Annotated in this window: 10 protein-coding genes; 8 read left to right on the forward strand and 2 right to left on the reverse strand. The window is 44.8% G+C overall.

The window, feature by feature from the left end:
• Window positions 1–9 precede the first annotated feature (9 nt).
• The 4 genes from ZOBGAL_RS18510 to ZOBGAL_RS18525 all read left to right on the forward strand — a co-directional run bounded on the left by ZOBGAL_RS18510 (window position 10) and on the right by ZOBGAL_RS18525 (window position 8,839).
• Window positions 10–1,689, forward strand: a complete 1,680-nt coding sequence (locus ZOBGAL_RS18510) for a RagB/SusD family nutrient uptake outer membrane protein (protein ID WP_013995263.1) — start codon at window positions 10–12, stop codon at window positions 1,687–1,689.
• Window positions 1,690–1,818: 129 nt separating this feature from the next.
• On the forward strand, window positions 1,819–4,257 hold the full coding sequence (locus ZOBGAL_RS18515) for a glycosyl hydrolase family 95 catalytic domain-containing protein (protein WP_013995264.1): 2,439 nt from the start codon (window positions 1,819–1,821) through the stop codon (window positions 4,255–4,257).
• A 53-nt stretch (window positions 4,258–4,310) separates the two neighbouring features.
• Window positions 4,311–6,200, forward strand: coding sequence for a beta-L-arabinofuranosidase domain-containing protein (locus ZOBGAL_RS18520; protein WP_013995265.1), 1,890 nt, complete (start codon window positions 4,311–4,313; stop codon window positions 6,198–6,200).
• 20 nt (window positions 6,201–6,220) lie between these two features.
• Complete coding sequence (locus ZOBGAL_RS18525; RefSeq protein ID WP_013995266.1) at window positions 6,221–8,839, forward strand: alkaline phosphatase D family protein; 2,619 nt, start codon at window positions 6,221–6,223, stop codon at window positions 8,837–8,839.
• Between the two features lie 161 nt (window positions 8,840–9,000).
• Here ZOBGAL_RS18525 and ZOBGAL_RS18530 read toward each other — a convergent pair whose 3' ends face one another.
• Window positions 9,001–10,539 carry a rhomboid family intramembrane serine protease gene (locus ZOBGAL_RS18530; RefSeq protein ID WP_013995267.1) on the reverse strand — a complete coding sequence of 513 codons (1,539 nt, stop codon included), beginning with the start codon at window positions 10,537–10,539 and terminating at the stop codon, window positions 9,001–9,003.
• A 290-nt stretch (window positions 10,540–10,829) separates the two neighbouring features.
• Complete coding sequence (locus ZOBGAL_RS18535) at window positions 10,830–11,672, reverse strand: helix-turn-helix domain-containing protein (protein WP_013995268.1); 843 nt, start codon at window positions 11,670–11,672, stop codon at window positions 10,830–10,832.
• A 207-nt stretch (window positions 11,673–11,879) separates the two neighbouring features.
• Here ZOBGAL_RS18535 and hxlB point away from each other — a divergent pair, with 207 nt between their 5' ends.
• The 4 genes from hxlB (at window position 11,880) to ZOBGAL_RS18560 (ending at window position 18,057) form a co-directional block, all read left to right on the forward strand.
• Window positions 11,880–12,464 carry a 6-phospho-3-hexuloisomerase gene (gene hxlB / locus ZOBGAL_RS18540; RefSeq protein WP_013995269.1) on the forward strand — a complete coding sequence of 195 codons (585 nt, stop codon included), beginning with the start codon at window positions 11,880–11,882 and terminating at the stop codon, window positions 12,462–12,464.
• 52 nt (window positions 12,465–12,516) lie between these two features.
• The gene (gene hxlA / locus ZOBGAL_RS18545) at window positions 12,517–13,146 is read left to right on the forward strand and encodes a 3-hexulose-6-phosphate synthase (protein ID WP_013995270.1); all 630 of its coding nucleotides are present in this window, start codon (window positions 12,517–12,519) and stop codon (window positions 13,144–13,146) included.
• Window positions 13,147–13,507: 361 nt separating this feature from the next.
• On the forward strand, window positions 13,508–14,458 hold the full coding sequence (locus tag ZOBGAL_RS22915) for a FecR family protein (RefSeq protein WP_148560733.1): 951 nt from the start codon (window positions 13,508–13,510) through the stop codon (window positions 14,456–14,458).
• A 92-nt stretch (window positions 14,459–14,550) separates the two neighbouring features.
• On the forward strand, window positions 14,551–18,057 hold the full coding sequence (locus ZOBGAL_RS18560; RefSeq protein ID WP_013995273.1) for a SusC/RagA family TonB-linked outer membrane protein: 3,507 nt from the start codon (window positions 14,551–14,553) through the stop codon (window positions 18,055–18,057).
• The last annotated feature ends 9 nt before the right edge of the window (window positions 18,058–18,066 follow it).

Genomic DNA, 18,066 nt, shown 5'->3' on the forward strand with positions numbered 1-18,066 from the left:
AATAGAAAAATGAAAAAGTTATATAATTATATTATTTTGGTTGTTTTGCTAATTTCCGGGTGTACCAAAGACTTGGATCTATATCCTCTTGACTCTATTTCAGATGCCACCTTTTGGGAGACTGCCGATGATTTTAAATTGGCTTCCAACAACCTTTACTATTCGCTGTCTCAGCAAAAGATAGAAGCCGATGTAGAGTCTGAAATTGCGTATTTTACCGATAATTCCATAAGTAACGGAACCTATGTGGTTTCCGATACCGATGATAAATGGAATACCCCTTATACCTACATTCGACAGTGCAATAAGATTTTTGCCGAAGCGGAAAATTCTGGAAAATTAGAGGATGCCGATGTAAAAAGATTTGTTGCGGAAGCTAAATTTTTCAGGGCTTGGAACTATTGGATGCTTTTTAGGTTGTATGGGGGAGTTCCCTTGATAAAGGATGTACCCGATATCGATTCGGAAGGATTATACGACGCAAGGGCCACAAGAAAGGAAACTGTCGATTTTATGCTACAAGACCTTACCGATGCTACCCTAGACCTGCCTTTAAAATCAAGTCTTGCTTCAGCTGACGTGGGTAGGATCACCAAAGGTGCCGCCCTATCATTAAAGGCTAGAATCGCCCTTTTTGAAGGAACTTGGGGGAAATATCACGGCACTGGTGATGGGGGATACTTAGATGTAGCCATTGCATCGGCCAGTGAGGTCATCGATAGTAATGAGTTCAGCTTGTTTACGGGTAAGGGTGCCGAAAGTTATAGATACCTCTTTATCGAGGAAGGAGACGACTCCCCTGAAAGTATATTGGACAGTCGCTATGAGGTGAACGTACGCGGTCAGAATTTCAGTGACCGTATTTTAGGTGGGGAATATATCCCTACCAAGAAATTGGCCGATGAATATTTATGTACCGATGGACTCCCCATCGATAAATCGGATGATTTCAATGGGTATGATACAAGGACTTCGGAATACGAAAACCGTGATCCCCGTATGGAAATGACCTTTGTCCGTCCCGGTAGTTCCGTGGTCTGGTCACTTTTCCCGGAACCTATTGAAAGTTGGCCATTTTTCCCGTCAAGAAATGGGAATACGGGGTATATGACCAACAAGTACAGATCTGAAAACGAGTTTGGGAATACCACCCAACAGAACCAATTCGGATGGGATACCCATGTGATTCGCTATGCCGAAGTATTGCTTATCTATGCGGAAGCCTTGTACGAAAAAAATGGTAGTATCAGTGATATCGATTTAGATAAGTCGATCAATGTGATCCGTGATAGGGTAGGGATGCTGCCTCTAAAAAACACCTTTGTTAGTTCGAACGGATTGGACATGAAGGAGGAGATACGAAGGGAGCGTACCGTTGAACTTGCCTTGGAAGGCTATCGCTACGACGACTTGCGAAGATGGAAGATCGCCGAGGAAGTTCTACCACAGACCGTCTTAGGTATCAAAATAGTAGGTTCACAATGGGGTACCGATCCTATTATCATCAATGACGACGATAAGAACATATATCTCAAGGAAGACTACCAGAGCCGAACCGATGCGAATGGCTTCCTTATCGTAGAGCCTTCCGAAAGGCGATATTTCGATGAAGGAAAACACTATTTGAGGCCCTTGCCCACAAGGGAAATCAATATAAACCCAAAGTTGGAACAAAACCCAGGTTGGTAAACCTTAATTTACCGCTATTTACAATTGAAATTGGGGCGATAACTATCGCCCCAATATTTAATTTTTATTCTGGCGCAAGTGGTATATAAACAGGTAACTTATTGAAGGAAACAAAAGAAAGAAAATATAATGAAATACAACATTGTCAAATTATTTATAGTGGCCATAACCTTCCTTTCCTGTGACCGCCAAAGCGATACCAAGAAAGAAAGCTATTCCAAAGCTATATATAGTGTGCTACCCGCGGATATGTGGCAAGATGCCCTCGTGAGTGGTAATGGGGCAATGGGTATCATGGTATTTGGTCAACCTGAAAATGAACAGGTCATCTTTAATCACGAATTCCTCTATGAACCTATCGGGAATGAAAATGTTGAACCACCCGATATTGCCAAGTACTTACCGCAGACCAGAAAAATGTTGATGAATGGCGATTATGAAGGGGCCATTACCTATTCCATTGATAGGGCAAAAGATGAAGGCCTCCCAAAATTGCTATGGACGGATCCTTACCATCCGGCCCTTGTCATGAACATCCAACAACCACAGATCAATTCTATCGAGGATTACGGAAGAAGCCTAAATTTTGAAACAGGGGAAGTGCTAGTAAGTTGGAAAGATGGCGGACACCGCTTTGACCGCAGATCTTTTGTAAGCAGAAAAGACCATGTCATCGTTCAAAAAATTGGCGGTGATGGGGCTATCAATTGCGAAATCTCAATGGATATGCAGGGGGCAAAGCCGGAAGATTGGGCCACTAGGGAAGAAGTTCCCTATGGGGTGTCAGATGTTACACGGTCGCTAAGCTCCGATTGGCTTACATTTCGGGTGAATTACCGGGTCAATGAACGGGGTTATGAAGTGCTTACCAAGGTGGTTGTAAACCAAGGAAATACTGCTGTAAACGACAGTGTTTTGAGTATTCGGGATGCGGAAGAAGTTTTGCTGATCAGTAAAATCATTCCTTTGGAAGATTTTGGAAAAAGCCAAATTGAAGGGGCCAAAAAAGCCATAAACAAAGTTGGGCTAGACTATAAATCCTTATTGGCACGTCACGCTAAAGTTCATGGGGAAATTTTCAACCGGGTAGACTTTGATATTTATCCCAACGATTCGGTCCGGCACTCGACAGAAGAACTGATTGCCCAACAGATTAAAAACCCCGATCGTATTTCTCCCGAATTTCTAGAAACCATGTTCTATATGGGACGGTACGCCTTATTGTCTTCGAGTGGCGAAAACCCGCCCAATTTAATGGGGATATGGAACGGGCAATGGAGACCGGAATGGTCAGGTGATTTTACCACCGATGCCAATGTAAACCTACAGATTTCCTCGGCGAACATTACCGACATGCCCGAGGCGATTGACAGTTATATGAAAATGTTGGAGCGGATTGCCCCCGATTGGGAAATAAATGCTAAGAACATTTACGGTTGCAGAGGGTATTTATCAGGATTCAGGACCTCGGGGAGAAGGGGCTTACATACCCATTTTAACGCCTCCTTTCCGGGTCAGTTTTGGGTGTCAGGGGCAGGATGGCTGCTCTCCCCATGCTATGAGTATTATCAAACGACAGGGGATGAGAAGTTCTTGAAGGAACGTTTGTTGCCGATGATGGAAAAGACCGCTCTCTTTTATGAGGACTTCCTCACCGTTAAGGATAGTAAGGGAAATTTTGTTTTCGTTCCTTCCTATTCTCCGGAAAATACACCGTCAAACTTAAAGGTGGGCGGGGTAATAAACGCTACCATGGATATTGCCGTAGCCAAGGAGATTTTTACCAACTTGATTACCGTGTACGATGATTTGGGAATTGAATCAGAAAGGAGAAAGCAATTACAGGAACTAATAGACAAGCTTCCTCCTTACCTTATCAACGATATCGGAGGTTTAAAGGAATGGGCCGCCCCCAATTTAGAGGACAACTACGACCATCGCCACGCATCGCACTTTTATCCGGTGTGGCCGGGACATGAGATTAACCCTGAGGAGACGCCCGAGCTTTTTGATGCGGCCATAATAGCGGCAAATAAGAGAAAATCCGGTAACTTTTCCGCGCATGGACTCATGCATCGGGCCCTGATCGGCGCAAGACTTAAACAGGCCGATTTACTGTATAAAAACCTGGGCTATATGCTGTCTAAAAAGTTTATTTACAGGGGGATGTTTACCTCCCATAATCCGGATCTCGAAATTTTTAACTCCGATGCACTCTGTAGTTTGCCCACCGTCGTGGCCGAAGCCTTGGTATACTCTCGCCCGGGGTTTATTGAGTTGTTGCCGGCCTGGAAGGAAGATATCGCCGTGGGTAAGATCACAAATATAGTGTGCCGGACCCAAGCCCGGGTGAAGGAGCTATCGTGGGATTTTAACAAGGGGGTAGTGCATTGTACCATCTACTCCAATAAAAAGCAGGATATCAATCTACTGATCAGGGACTATCACACCACTTGGACCAGCGAAGATAACTCGGGAAAAGAGCTTACAAGTAAAGGCGGTCCGTTGAAAATTTCATTTGAAGAGGGAGAAACCAAGACCTTTACGATAAGCTTGGGGAAGCGCTGAACAGCAAAATTATAAGGATAGATGAATAATAAAAATTTAAAACAATTAAGATAATGAAAAGTACTCTTGTATACATCGCTTTAGTTGCGGTAGGTATTCCACTGCTCCATGCCCAAGATGTTGTACCGGCTAAAGTTTCGGATGAGTTTCATCAAGTTTTGGTAAAGAACGTCAAGATAGAAGGCGAAATCGGAAGGCGACTTGATGTGACCATGGACAACAACATCAAAAAACTCCATCTCGATGAAAACTTCACGGATCACTTTAAGGCCAAAACCGGACCCGAAGTGGTAGGGGCCTTTATCGGTATGGGAATGCTCATAGATGCCTCCGTACGATTGGCGGCCTATTCCCATGATCCGAAAATGATGGAAATAAAGAACGAGATTGTCGATAAGGTTATTGACGAACAGCTGAAAAATGGGTATTCTGGATTTTATAAGCCGGAACGTAGACTGTGGAACAGCCAAGGGGGTGGTGATAATTGGGATATCCATGAAATGGCCTTTATCATAGACGGGCTAACATCCGACTATGAACTGTTCGGGAACAAACGCTCGCTCAAAGCGGCCATAAAGACGGCTGATTTTATTATGGAACATTGGCACGAAATGCCCGATGATTACGCCGCCGAAGTAGATATGCACGTGCTCGACACGGGAATCGATTGGGCTATTTTCAGACTGTATAAAACCACGGGTGAAAAACGCTTCCTGAATTTTTCGGAAAAGACCAAGTCCTTGTACCAATGGGATACCAAGATCGAAATCGGCCGTAGACCTGGGGTAAGTGGACATATGTTCGCCTATTTTGCCATGTGCATGGCGCAAATTGAACTTTACCGGTATACGGGAAACAAGGAGCTCTTGCAACAGACCGAGAATGCCATGCGGTTTTTCTTGGCGGAAGATGGCCTGACCATTTCGGGAAGTGCCGGACAACGTGAGATTTGGACCGACGACCAAGATGGGGAAAACGAATTGGGGGAGACCTGTGCTACCGCATATCAAACCAGGGTTTATGAAAGCTTGCTCCGTTTGACCGGAAAGGCAGAGTACGGCGACCTCATTGAAAGAACCGTGTATAACGGACTCTTTGGCGCCCAATCACCAGACGGGGGAAAGTTACGCTACTATACCCCCTTTGAAGGGGAGCGTCATTACTACGATGTGGAATACATGTGCTGCCCCGGCAATTTTAGAAGGATTATTTCCGAGCTGCCCGGAATGGTTTATTACCGGTCGAAAGAAGATGGGGTGGCCGTGAACCTTTATGCCCAATCCGAAGCAAGGGTAGAGCTCAATGACGGTATTACGGTAGACGTACAACAGAAGACCAGCTATCCGACCTCGGGAAGGGTAGAGTTATCGGTCTCCCCGAACAAGGCATCGACTTTTCCGCTTTCCTTGCGGATCCCTTCGTGGGCCAAGGAGGCGACTATAATGGTCAATGGCGAAAAATGGCAGGGAGAAATCAAACCGGGGACTTTTGTGGATATTACTAGAAAATGGACGTCGAAGGATCGGGTACTTCTAGATTTTCCGATGGATATCCGTTTTATAAAAGGAAGGAAAAGAAATTCGGGACGGGTGGCCCTCATGCGAGGCCCCATAGTCTATGGGTTGAACCTTGATAAAAATCCGGAAGCCACCGCAAACGGGAAGCGTTCCTTTTACGACCTGAGAAGGATTTTGTTGGACCCGAGTACCTTGAGCGGCCCTGAAAGTGACGATTCGGTACGTCCTGATGGTACAGCTGTTTTTATTAGCGGTTGGAGGGAAAATAATAGTGGAAAGGCAGATCGCAAACATGAATTTAGGTTGAAACTGACCGAGTTTCCCGATCCCGATAACGAATTCATTTATTTTAAAATACCCGATTACAGCATAGAAGTAGAAGATGAATTGGTAGATAAATCGGGAAACTATTTGAATGTGGATTAGTCCACTAAACTATAAGTAACATGAAACGTAGGGATTATATAAAGACGGTGTCGCTAGGAGCGATCATACCTATGGCGTTTTCGGGCTATGGGATGTCTAGATTTTTTAAAAAGGAATTAGGGAAGAATGTTCCCGTACAGTTTAAGAGTGCTTGGGACCTGTGGTACGATATGAAGTGGGTAGGCCCCGAATACTGGGGAAACAGGTTACAAGACTGGGAAATACGTGACGGCAGGTTGCTTTGTAATATAACGGCAAAGAACAGAAACTTGCAGCTGCTGACCGTTCAAAACCATAACGGCGATGCCGGGGTGCGTACCTCGGTCACCATTGAAGTGGTAAACCCCGAAATACGACAATTGGATAAGGGTTGCGTGGGAATGCTTTTAGGGGGGAAAGGCGATTTTGAAGATTATAGGTCCGCCATTTTTGGAAACGGATTGGTTATAGGGCTGACACCAACAGGTAAGTTAAAGGTGGGCGAGGCGATAATCGAAACGGGTTTCGAGGAGCTGCCCAAACACTTTACCTTATCGGTAAGCACTTCCCTTGGGCCAAATGACAGCCAGAAGCTTCAAGTTGAAGTGTTAGCGGGAAATAAAACCCTCTTCCTTAGCAAGGACTTAGTCGTGCAAAAAACGGAGGTACTTGGGAATTTTGCCCTTATGGCGGATTTTCAAGGGAAGGGCCTTACCGAAGATCGCCCGTCTTGTGCCTTCTCCGATTGGAGCATTCAATCTTCATCATTGTATGAAAACGAGGACCAGATATTCGGACCCATTTGTTTTACCCAATACACCTTACATAGAAAGCGATTAAAGCTTAAGGGACAGTTTGCCCCCTTTGAAAAAATACCGGGACATAAACTGAGGCTGGAATTTAAAAAAGAGGGCGGATGGGCCGTAGAAAAGGAAATAAGCTTGACGCATGCCGGGAGGACGGAACTTTTTGTTATTGACAATTGGGAAGGAAACAAGGATGTGCCCTATCGTATTGCCGTAGAATTGCCCAGAAAAGATGGCGTTCTTCAATACTACTATGAAGGGACTATCGCCGAAGAGCCCAAGGATAAAGATGAGCTTAAACTGGCCGTATTGAATTGCAATGCCGATTACGGTTTTCCCGATAGTGATATCCATGAGGCCTTGAGTAAACTGGACTACGATATCTGCGCCTTTCTTGGGGATCAGTTTTATGAACGGAATGGTGGTTACGGATCTCAATTTACGGGCGACTTCGATAAACGCTGTCTTGATTTTTTAAGAAAGTGGATGATGTTCGGCTGGTCGTACCGCGAAGTATTCCGGCATAAACCCTGCGCCGTCATTACCGATGACCACGATGTGTACCAAGGTAACCTATGGGGTGCCGGAGGGAGCCATACGGACCCTAGTTTGGGCTACGGTTCGGATGCCCAAGATTCGGGAGGATATAAAATGGATCCCGAATGGGTGAATATCCTTCAATTTACACAGACGGCCCATTTGCCCGACCCCTACGATGCTACGCCTGTGGAGCAAGGGATCAATGTATACTATACGCAATGGGATTATGCCGGACTGAGTTTTGCCATTTTGGAAGACCGTAAGTTTAAATCGGCCCCAAAAATGGTATTACCGCCCGAGGCCGAAGTCTATAACGGTTTTATCGTGGGCGAAAATTTCGATATCAAAAAACACAGGAATATTGAGGCCGATCTACTGGGGGAACGCCAAGAGGCCTTTCTTGAAGATTGGGTACAAGACTGGCAAGAAGACACACAGATGAAGGCCCTTTTGTCACAGACCATTTTTGCCGCGGTCGCTACCTTGCCCAAAGACAATAATACGGGCGAAACCATGGTGCCGACCTTGCATGTTCCGGAAAAGGGGGAATACATTGAAGGAGATGTGATGACCGTGGATGCCGATAGCAACGCCTGGCCCCAGAATAAAAGGGACAAAGCCTTAAGGACCATCAGAAAAGCCATGACCTTCCACATCGCGGGAGATCAGCATTTGAGCACCTTTATTAAATATGGGGTAGACGAATTTGGCGATTGCGGTTATGCTTATACCGGTCCTGCCCTAAACAATGTATGGCCGAGAAGGTTCTGGCCTCCGGTCGATGGCAGTGGACATAGCCACGATAACCCGGCCTATACGGGCGACCATATCGATGGATTTGGAAATAAGATTACCGTAGAGGCTGTGGGCAATCCGTATAATTCGCACAAAGAACCGGTCATTTTGCACAACAGGGCCAATGGTTACGGAATAGTAAGCTTTAATAAAAAGGAACGCACCATAAGGACCGATTGCTATAAACGCTTCTACGACCCCTTACAAAGCGATGCACAATACCCAGGTTGGCCGATAACCGTGAAACAGGAAGACAATTACCTTTCAAAGGCTGATCTGTTTTTACCCGAATTGCATATCACTTCAGAAAAGCTTCCCTTATTAAAGGTGTTTGAAGAAGACGGTTCTTTGCTATATGTATTGCGATTACCTTCCAATACGTATAGTCCACGCGTATTTGCCAAGGGGAAATATCGTATTTCCTTAGAAATTATAGGTAGCCCGTCACTTAACAAGCAATACAAAGTAAAAGCGGGGCGGGAACCGCTCAAACGCATAAAGGTAGACCTTACCGCATAATGCCGTAGTCCTTTTTAGGTTGTCGTCCTTCCCTTTAATAAATTCCTTAAAAAGGGCAGGTCGATATCGGAAGGGCTAGAGGGGTACAGAAATTTAGAAATGAAAAACGGTGGGTTTGAAAGCCTGCCGTTTTTATATGAAGGGGTGTTGTGGCCCTATTATCATTTTGCCTTTTGCATTAGGGCTTCCTTTTGGGTTACGATGAGGATTCCTCCAATTACGAATCCACTTATCAAGCCGCCAAAATGCGCCGCATTGTCGATTCCTCCAAAAAATCCGAACAATAAACTTCCTCCTGCATAAAGTCCTAATAGAATCCACGTTGTTGAGCGCATATAACGCGGGAAGATTTTAAAGATCGTAAAGGCCAGAATGATACCATATAGTCCGAAAATAGCACCGGAAGCCCCAACGCTTACCGTATTTTCATACCAAAGTATACTGGCGATACTGGCCACGATTCCACAAAGGATATAGCTCAATATGAATTGGAATCTTCCGAGAATACTATCCAATAGCATTCCTCCCAATCCTAAACCGACCAAGTTCATAACAAGGTGTAGCAAACCGCCATGGATAAAGGTCGATGTAAGAAGTCTCGAAAACTCCCCGGTCATTACCTCGGCCCTTCTGTTTCCCCCAATTTCCAAAAGTTCTTGTGGTGTGGGGGAGATGATGTTCAATCCTGAAAACATCATCACCAGAAATACCGCGATATTCAAGAGTAATAAGATCGAGGTGGACTTATAGGGCCCCATGGGATTCAAGTATTCTAAAAACTCTTTGAGGTCGTCGTCTTTGAGGTCTTTTCTTTTTTTGAAGTTGTTCAACTCCTTCTTGTTAATTCCGGGAAGGGTGGTCATCAAAAGCAAAACGAAGGCCCCTATGCCGAATGAGGCAAAGATCCAGGTAAAGCTATTGTCGTGCTTATCGACAAAAGATTCCATCTTTGGTACCAGAATGATTTGCCCTTTTTCATCTACACCCTTATTCGCCGTTTTGATGGCCCCTAGAAAGCCGTCCCTGTCATCTGAATTTCCTAGCTTTTGAAAGTAGTTGGCATTTTGAAAGCTGTAGGTTTTTAATTTTCGTTCCGATGCCTGTATGAAATTTTTGTAGGCGACATCTTTTTCGTGATCATTTAATCTATTGCTGATCGTTTTTTTGAAAGTAATACCATACCAAACATTCTCGGCGTTCTTAAACGGACAAGATATGTACAGGTGGAAATTAAGGCGGCTATTATACTTTCCGGAAGTCCGTGATGTTACATAGGGCAATAGCGTGCCCTTGTCAAGGCTATAGGTATTGACCTTAAAGTATTTTTCCTTTTCATGGGCCTTGGTCTGTTGAATGTTGTTGACGAAGATTAAATCATAGGAAGCTTTTTGAAGATAATTCTGACTGATGATGATAGGCACCGTCATGGCCAGTGCCATTGCAAATTGATAGGCAAAGTTTCCGTCCCCGCCTTTCCTACTTATTTTTAGGATGCGAATCCTTCGTCTTAGCCAAAGTAATATCGGTACCCATGGAATGGCAAAGGGAATCCAAAAGTTCAGCAAGTCTTCTTTTAGGGGGAGAATGCCCAATTTGATATCGAAAATCCATCTGAAAAGGTTGTAGGACAGAATGGTAGCTATGGAGATGATCAAAAAAGGGAAATAAACTTCCCTGAGTTTTATGCTAAGCCTATTCATTTTTCGATGCCTTTTTTAATACGTCTACGGGGGATTTCAACCGGTAGAACTTCAAATGTGTTCCCACTGACTTTTCGCTTTTATACTTAAGCATTGGCCTATACCGACCTTACGATACCTAAGGCAAAATAACAAGTACGAACTGAAATTGCTAAAGTTACGGCAAAGGTCTAACGGTAAGAAGTTATCTTTTATTTCTCTTTGCCTCAGGAATTTAATATCATGTCATATAGACCCGAAACTCTTTTCGGTATTAAGGGCCGGTTTCCCATCCAAAGAATCCACTTGATTTAGCTATACAAAGTATTTTCATGGGAAATCACATGTTCCTTCACCTTATTTTGAAATTCCAAAGGGGTGAGTCCTGCATGTAGTTTAAAAAAGCGGCTAAAATAGGAGTGGTCCTTAAACCCAAGTTTATAGGCTATTTCCTTAATGGTATTCTCACTGTGTATGATCTGCCGCTTGGCTTCCAATATGAGCCTATCGTGTATGATTTGCACCCCGGTCTTGTTCAGTTTCTCCTTGAGGATTTGGTTGAGGCGCTTAGCGCTTATCCCCAGTTTTCCGGCGTAGAACTCGGCATTGCGTTGATCTTCGTAATTTTTTTCGAGCAAGAGCATAAACTCGTAGACCCGCTTTTCGTTAATATCGTGCAAGGTAAAATGCTGCTCTTTTAGCTGGATCAATTGGAGAAGAAAAACCTTTAAGACGGCCTTTACCATGATTAAATTGATGGTTTCCTGATTGTACTCGGCTTCCAAAAGTTCAAGAACCGAAATGAGTCCCTTTGAACTCTCCTCGTTGACCTGAAGGCAGGAAAATTCCCCTTGTATATTGAACATCCGGAACACATCCAACAGAAATTCCTTTAAGTCGCCCTCCAACAATTCTTGTTTAAAGGAAATCAATACCCCGTTTTTTCCTGCCTTGTTCAATTGGTGGACCCTATAGGGGGGAATCAAATAGATCCAATCCCCTTTTAAGGTTTGAAAACTGTGTTGCGGAACATGAAGGGCATCTTCATTGCGCAACCATACGATTTCAAAAAAATCCTTTCTTGCCGGGTCGTTTAAATAGGCCGGGGGGCAATTGCCCAAATCTCGAATATATAACACTTTATCACTGAGCATAAAACCTCTGTTTTATTGTTTGCGGACGAGGGGTTTAAATAGCCGATGGCACCCCGTTTCCAAAATGTACCACAAAAATAGCGAATAGCACCACCCTAAATGGCGATGTGGGCAAATTGTACCACATATCTATCAGATTGTATAACTATTCGCCATGGGTACCCGCCTAATTTTGTACTCGAGTTTAAGGAAGGAAACGATTTAGAGATGGAGAACATACTTGATGAAAGCAAGACCCGATTAGTGGAAAGTGCAATGAAGTCCATTGCAAACGAGCACCTTAGGTTAATGGAGCTTATCCCATATGGGGAATGGGCCGCTTTAATTCCCGTGATTACGCAGGCCAAACGTATTTTTATAATGGGAGCGGGGCGCACCGGACTCATGATGAAGGCGGCGGCAATGCGTTTTATGCACTTAGGCTACGAGGTACATGTAGTGGGGGAAACCACCTCACCGGCCATAGGTGCGGGCGATGTACTGATTGCCGGTTCGGGTTCGGGTACGACCCTGGGTATCGTCAACGCCGCGGAAACCACGAAGCGGGTAGGGGCAGGACTGATATGCTTTACGACCAACCCCGATTCACGATTGGCCCTATTGTCTGACCATGTGGTGCGCATACCCGCGGCAGAAAAGCAGGGACGTGACGAATCTATTTCCAAGCAATATGCGGGCAGTCTTTTTGAACAATCGCTCTTATTGGGTTTAGACGCTTTATTTCAGACCCTTTGGGAATTGGACGGGAGTCCGGCTTCCGAACTTTGGAAGCGGCACGCCAATATGGAATAACATATTCGATTTCAATACTGAATTAATAATAGAACATTTTAAACATAGAATTATGGCAAAGTTACAAGTAGCAATAGATTTATTAAGAATAGAAGATGCCATTGCATTGGCGACCAAGGTGTCCCCGTACATCGACATCATAGAATTGGGAACGCCCCTTATTAAGAGTGAGGGCCTATCGGGAATCAGGAAGATGAAAGATGCCTTTCCCGATAAATTGGTCTTGGCCGATCTAAAAACGGCCGATGCAGGGGAGTTGGAAGCCGATATGGCCTTTGGTGCCGGAGCCGATTACATTACGGTGCTAGGGGCAACGGGTGATGCGACCATAGCCGGGGCGGTAAAATCGGCAAAAGCGCATGGCAAGGGTATCGTAGTCGATACCATTGGCGTAAAAGACCGGGTAAAACGTGCCCAAGAGGCCATTGCCTTGGGGGCCGAATTTGTGGAATTGCATGCCGGTCTTGACGAACAGGCCGAAGAAGGATATTCCATTCAGGTATTGATAGATGAAGCTGCCAGGGCGGGAGTACCCGTGTCTATTGCCGGAGGTGTAAACCTAGGCAGTATTACGGCCGTAAAACAATCCGGAGTAACCGTAGCGGTAGCGGGAGCCGCCATTTACGGTGCCGAAGACCCTACCCAAGCGGCCAAGGAGCTAAAGGAATTATTGGAAGCCTAGGCCCTACCAAGCTTAAATTATTCCCGGATCCCCATAACGATAAGTTGTGGGGATCTGTTGTTTTATGGATAGGCCAATCATGGCTTTTTTACGCCATAATCGAGATTAAATGCCCCGAGTTGGTTTACGAAGCGGAAAAGCATTTTTGGCTTACGCGGGAAGGGCTATTCTTTGACGGCCTCCTCATAATTCAAAAGACGAAGGCACTACTAGCGTTCTTACCTCTAATGTTAAGGGAATATTGTGTAGGGATAGAGGAATGTTACGTAATGATTAAATACCCGATATTCTCGAAACCCATTTACGTGTATAGCCATTTTTAGGTGTCTACTTAGTAGTAGCAACACTAAAAATTGTGCTTTTGAATACCGATGAATTCATAAAAATATTAGAGAAGTATGCTTCGGGTCACGCCACGGAAGAGGAAAGGGAGATCGTGGATGCGTATTTTGATAAACAACAATTACCATCTGACCTTACACCTCTATCTACAGCGAAGACAAAGTCGAATCTGTATCGACGAATAGAAGGGGAGATGAAAGAGGTCAAGCATATAGGTCCCTCGTACAGGTCCTTTTATAGCATAGGCATTGCGGCCAGTATTCTTCTTGTGATCGGCCTCTTTATATTTCTAGGCTACGGGCCCGAGCCCACAATGCGTACGGTACAAACCCGCTATGGCGAAAAGCAGGAAGTGCTATTGCCCGATGGTACTTTTGTGATGCTGAACTCTGGGAGCTCCATACAGTTTCCCGACCAGTTCCAAGAAGGTTTACGGGAAGTTGTATTGGAAGGGGAAGCCTTTTTCAGGGTGCACCGAGATACGAGCCGTCCTTTTCGTGTAAAGACCCAAGAGCTGACCACCGAGGTGTTGGGCACCTCGTTTAATATCAATTCATTTGCTGAGAAAGACAGCATTACCGTAAGTGTGGCCACTGGGAAGGTCATGGTAAAAAACAGCGATGGGCTAAAGGAAATTCTACTTCCCGACCATCAATTGCATTATCACAAAACCACATATGCTTATAGAAAATCGGCCGATGAATCTGCTATAGATGCAGCTTGGACCTCCAACACCATTTATCTCAATAACATAAGGCTTGAAGAGGCCCTATATATGTTGGAAAAATGGTTCGATGTGTCCATACGTCTATCCGACCCCTCCTTGGCAGATAAAAAAGTAATAGGGAAATATCGTAATCCCAATTTACGGCAGACCATGGAGAGCTTGAGTTTTTTACTCGGAATAGAATTTAAGGAGAAGTCGCCATCTACGTATACAGTTATTCCTAAAACCCGCTTGCCTATGTAACATGTCCCCCTGAACAAAAAAAGCCTTTCCTACACGAATAGAAAAGGCCGAAGATTTTACTAAAAGCCTGAAGAACTAATAGAAAACCTAAAATGAAAATAAAAGTACTAAAAAATAGATTGAAGCTAAAAGTCATTGGATTTTTACTTCTGTCGACCTGTTTTACCGCGCTTGCAAAGCCAAGCAATGGAGAGGTCGATGAAATCAAAATTACGCTAGAGGAGAACAATAAGACCTTGGTCGAAATATTCGATCATGTTGAAGCGGTTTCCCATGCCTCCTTTGTTTACAGTGAAAGGATACAGCGTTTGAATATTACCAAAAGTGTCGATTTTAAAGATGCTTCACTAGAAGCGGTAATGTACCGTCTTTCAAAAGAATTCCCCATAAACTATAAGATTATCGCCAAAACGGTCACCGTAACCCTTGCCGATATCGTACAAGACAAGGTGAAAGTTTCGGGAACCCTAGAAGATGTACAAGGCGTGGCCTTAATGGGGGTCAGTGTGATGGAAGTGGGGACCCAAAATGGTATTGTTACCGATTTTGATGGCAATTTTTCAATTCAAATGGCACGTGGGGGAACATTGGAATTTTCCTACATGGGGATGTTGACCCAGACCATGACGATTTCGGAAGATCAATCGGGATTGATCGTTGTTCTTAAGTCTGACGAACAAATGTTGGAAGAGGTAGTCGTTATCGGCTACGGTAGCAAAAGCAAGGAAAAGCTGATCGACGCCGTAAACAAGGTCGATGTTTCCACTATCGAAAACAGACCGCTGTCAAATGCGGCCAATGCTTTGCAGGGGGTGAGCCCAGGTTTGAACATTACCCAGTCAAGTGGTAAACCGGGGCAATCGCCTCGAATAAATATTCGCGGTTTTACTTCCATTAATGGAGGGTCTCCCTTGGTCATTGTCGATGGGGTAGAAGGGGATATCAATAATTTGAACCCTAGCGATATTGAGTCCGTTAGTGTATTGAAAGATGCCGGTGCATCTGCCATTTATGGGGCCCGAGGTGCTTTTGGGGTAGTCTTGGTTACGACAAAAAAAGCGAAGAAGGGCAATATTTCAGTGAATGTAAACCATACCACGGCCTTTAGTTCCCCGACCATGAACACGGACTTTTTAACCGACCCGTATAAGTCTACCATGTTGGTCGATGAAGCGTTCAGAACGGCGGTAGGAAGGTCGTATACCGGTTATACCGAACAAGATTACGACGCACTTTTGGAAGTGTCCCAAGATCCTTCAAAGGCTAGGGTGGTCATCGATAATAGAAATGGGCGCGACCAGTACGTGCATTATGGGGCAACCGATTGGTGGAATACCTTCTTTAGAAAAAGCGCACCTTCGAACATTACCAATGTTTCCCTTTCGGGAGGCTCGGATAAGGTTAGGACGTTTTTCTCGTACCGAAACTATGAATCTACGGGTATTCTAAAGGTTCAAGATGATATCTATAAGCAATACAACTTAAGGGGAAAGATAGAGGTAGATGCGAATGATTGGCTGACCTTTACGAACAACATGCAGTTCAACCGTTCGAACGACCTACAACACGGGGGCAGTCAATACGGAAACTATGCCGACCCTTGGGGCAGTTTATTGTGGGTACATGCCATTCCGGCCTATAGCCCTACCAATCCCGACGGTAACGCACTATGGAGAACCGAATTGAACAACTATACGGTCGGCGACGGGGTCTATGCGGCCCTCTTGCACGGTAAGTCAAAGCAAGAAACCGTAAATCAGGAATTCTCGAATATCGCTACAGCGGTCATTAGTCCTTTTGAAGGTTTGGATATTACTACGAGCTACGCCTTGCGAAAGCAAACCTACAACAGGTACCAAAGGTCAACGCGAATACCTTATTCCATATTTGTTGGGGAGGTCGGTACCATGGGTAGTGATCGTTTAAAAGAGTACAACACCCAATCGAGTTACGATGCCTTTAATATCTATGGAGAGTACAAAAAACAATTGGGCGACCATTTCGTGAGCGGTATGGTAGGTTTCAACCAAGAGTCTTTTGAAACCAAGAGTTTTGAAGCCAGCAAGCTGAATAGTATTTCAGATGATTTAAACTCCCTAGGTTTGGCCACCTCCAACGCCGAAGCCAGTGGTAGCGCCTCGGCCTGGGCCTTGCAGGGTGTTTTTTACCGCTTGTCTTACGACTATAAGAAAAAGTATCTCTTGGAGATGAACGGTCGCTACGATGGATCGTCGAGATTTCCGTCTGATTATCGTTGGGGCTTTTTCCCCTCGGTTTCTGCAGGCTGGGTAGTTTCTAACGAAGATTTCCTAAAGGAGGTCCACGCCGTCAGCCAAGTGAAATTACGTGCCTCTTATGGGTCATTGGGCAACCAAAACATTGATGACTACGCCTATATCCCTACTTTGAATAAGGATATTGATTTCGGTTATGCCATGGATGGGTCTACCTTAGATTATATCGAGTCGCCCAACCTGAACCCAAGGGCAATTACTTGGGAAGAGGTAAAGACCTTGAATTTGGGTACCGACCTTTCCTTCTTTAAGAACCGCTTGACCACTAGTTTCGACTGGTATCAGCGCAATACCGAAGGGATGTTGACCAAAGGAGCGACTTTGCCGAGTGTATTGGGTGCGCCATCGCCCCAAGAGAATGCGGCCGATTTGCAAACCAGGGGCTTTGAACTGTCTTTGGGCTATAATGATTCCTTCGAAATTGGGAATGATTCTTTTGAGTTTTCGGTCGTAGGTACCTTGTCGAATTCCAAAACAAAAATTACCCGCTTCGATAACCCGAACAATAGTCTATCCGATTTTTATGAAGGTATGACGATCGGCGAGCTTTGGGGCTATGATGTGGAGGGACTCTTTCAAACGGAAGAGGAAGTGGCCGCCCATGCCGATCAGACCAGGGTGTCGAACCGAATTGTGGCCGCCGGAGGTCTACAGCCCGGTGATGTAAAGTATACCGACTTGAATAACGACGGGGTAATCGATGATGGTGAAAATACCTTGGAGAATCCTGGCGATAGAAAGATTTTAGGGAATACTGCCCCTCAATACCTTTATAGCTTTAAGTTGAATGCCGCCTACAAAGGTTTTGACTTTTCCGCCTTCTTTCAAGGTGTTGGCAAGCAAGATTGGTATCCGAATCGCGATTCGAGATTGTTTTGGGCCATGTACAACCGACCTTATGATTCCTTTATCCGAAAGGATATGGTCGGTGAGATCTGGACGCCCGAAAACACCGATGCGTATTACCCAAGGCTTTTTGGGTATATCGCACTTTCCGAAAGCGATGCACTGGGAGCGGTAAACAATCGATATTTGCAGAGTGTGGCCTACCTACGGATGAAGAACCTGACTTTGGGCTATACCTTGCCAAGTGGTATTACCGAACGCATGCCCTTCAATAAACTAAGACTTTATTTTAGCGGTGAGAACCTTTTGACCTTTAGTAAACTCACCGATTACATCGACCCCGAAGCGGCCAGTAATTCGGTAAACCTTAATTCTCCCTCGACTTCCACGAATAGGAGTACGGCCCAATCAACGCCGTTTTCCAAAATATATTCACTAGGTATTTCACTACAATTTTAAAATACACCC

Source organism: Zobellia galactanivorans (assembly GCF_000973105.1).
In the GTDB taxonomy this organism is placed as follows: Bacteria; Bacteroidota; Bacteroidia; order Flavobacteriales; family Flavobacteriaceae; genus Zobellia; species Zobellia galactanivorans.

Excerpts from the sequence above, each read along its gene's own strand:
- ZOBGAL_RS18510 (WP_013995263.1), top strand. The coding sequence starts at position 10 with ATGAAAAAGTTATATAATTATATTATTTTGGTTGTTTTGCTAATTTCC.
- ZOBGAL_RS18515 (WP_013995264.1), top strand. The coding sequence starts at position 1,819 with ATGAAATACAACATTGTCAAATTATTTATAGTGGCCATAACCTTCCTT.
- ZOBGAL_RS18520 (WP_013995265.1), top strand. The coding sequence starts at position 4,311 with ATGAAAAGTACTCTTGTATACATCGCTTTAGTTGCGGTAGGTATTCCA.
- ZOBGAL_RS18525 (WP_013995266.1), top strand. The coding sequence starts at position 6,221 with ATGAAACGTAGGGATTATATAAAGACGGTGTCGCTAGGAGCGATCATA.
- ZOBGAL_RS18530 (WP_013995267.1), bottom strand. The coding sequence starts at position 10,539 with ATGAATAGGCTTAGCATAAAACTCAGGGAAGTTTATTTCCCTTTTTTG.
- ZOBGAL_RS18535 (WP_013995268.1), bottom strand. The coding sequence starts at position 11,672 with ATGCTCAGTGATAAAGTGTTATATATTCGAGATTTGGGCAATTGCCCC.
- hxlB (WP_013995269.1), top strand. The coding sequence starts at position 11,880 with ATGGAGAACATACTTGATGAAAGCAAGACCCGATTAGTGGAAAGTGCA.
- hxlA (WP_013995270.1), top strand. The coding sequence starts at position 12,517 with ATGGCAAAGTTACAAGTAGCAATAGATTTATTAAGAATAGAAGATGCC.
- ZOBGAL_RS18560 (WP_013995273.1), top strand. The coding sequence starts at position 14,551 with ATGAAAATAAAAGTACTAAAAAATAGATTGAAGCTAAAAGTCATTGGA.